The organism is Luteibacter yeojuensis, from assembly GCF_000964085.1.
In the GTDB taxonomy this organism is placed as follows: domain Bacteria; phylum Pseudomonadota; class Gammaproteobacteria; order Xanthomonadales; family Rhodanobacteraceae; genus Luteibacter; species Luteibacter yeojuensis_A.
This window is the reverse complement of the sequence record NZ_JZRB01000097.1, coordinates 1-935: the sequence shown is the minus strand read 5'-3', so window position 1 is coordinate 935 and position 935 is coordinate 1. Positions and strand designations below refer to the sequence as shown.

General features: G+C 70.6%; 1 protein-coding gene. It reads left to right on the top strand.

Features of this window, described 5'->3' with window-relative positions:
* The first annotated feature begins 127 nt into the window (after positions 1 to 127).
* Positions 128 to 916 carry an isocitrate lyase/PEP mutase family protein gene (locus VI08_RS20295; protein ID WP_052698084.1) on the top strand — a complete coding sequence of 263 codons (789 nt, stop codon included), beginning with the start codon at positions 128 to 130 and terminating at the stop codon, positions 914 to 916.
* Positions 917 to 935 lie beyond the last annotated feature (19 nt).

Genomic DNA, 935 nt, shown 5'->3' with positions numbered 1-935 from the left:
CGCACAAGTGCGCTCCTACAGGAGGGGTTCGCGGCTTGGACCGGGTACGGGGGCTGAACGGGGTGTGGCGTTGTGGGGTGGGCGCATTCGTTGCAGATTAGGCGGACCTCCCTGGCCGGCCATGTCCATGAGTGCTTCCCGCTTCCGCGAACTCCACCACAACGGCGCCCTGCTAGTACTCCCCAATGCCTGGGATGCCGGCAGCGCCGTGGCCATCCAGCACGCCGGTGCGCCGGCCGTCGCGACGACCAGCGCCGGCGTGGCGTGGGCCTGCGGCTGGCCCGACGGCGACAAGCTGCCGGCCGGCGAGATGCTGGGCGCGGTGAAGCGCATGGCGCGCGTGCTGTCGGTGCCGCTGAGCGCCGATATCGAAGAAGGCTGCGCCGACGACCCCGCGGAGGTTGGCCGCTTCGTGGCCTCGCTCGTCGATGCGGGTGTCGCGGGCATCAACATCGAAGACGGTGGCCGTGACGCCGACGCGCTGGCGGCGAAGATCCGCGCGATCCGCACGGCGCTCGGTGGTCGCGACCTTTATATCAATGCGCGCACCGACATCTACCTCCGCGGTATCGCGTCAGGCGACGCGGCCGTGGATGAAGTGATCCGCCGTGCGGGGCTGTTCCGCGAGGCGGGTGCCGATGGCTTGTTCGCGCCGGGCATCGCCGTGCCCGACGAAATCCGCCGCGTGGCGAAGGCGCTGGGCGACATGCCGTTGAACGTGATGTGGGTACCCGGGCTGCCGTCGCATGCCGAGTTGTATGCCGCAGGGGCGCGGCGGTTGAGCGCGGGCATCGCGCTGGCCATCGAGGCGTACGCGGGGGCGGCTAAGGGCGCGGCGGGGTTCATGGGGACGGCGGAGGTGGCGGGGCTTTCTTATCCGGTGCTTAATGCGTTGATGGCGGGGGCCGGCGGGTAATCGCGCGCGAGCGCGCTCC

What these genes read in the sequence shown, in the direction of transcription:
- VI08_RS20295 (WP_052698084.1), top strand. Translation starts at nt 128, where the DNA reads ATGAGTGCTTCCCGCTTCCGCGAACTCCACCACAACGGCGCCCTGCTA.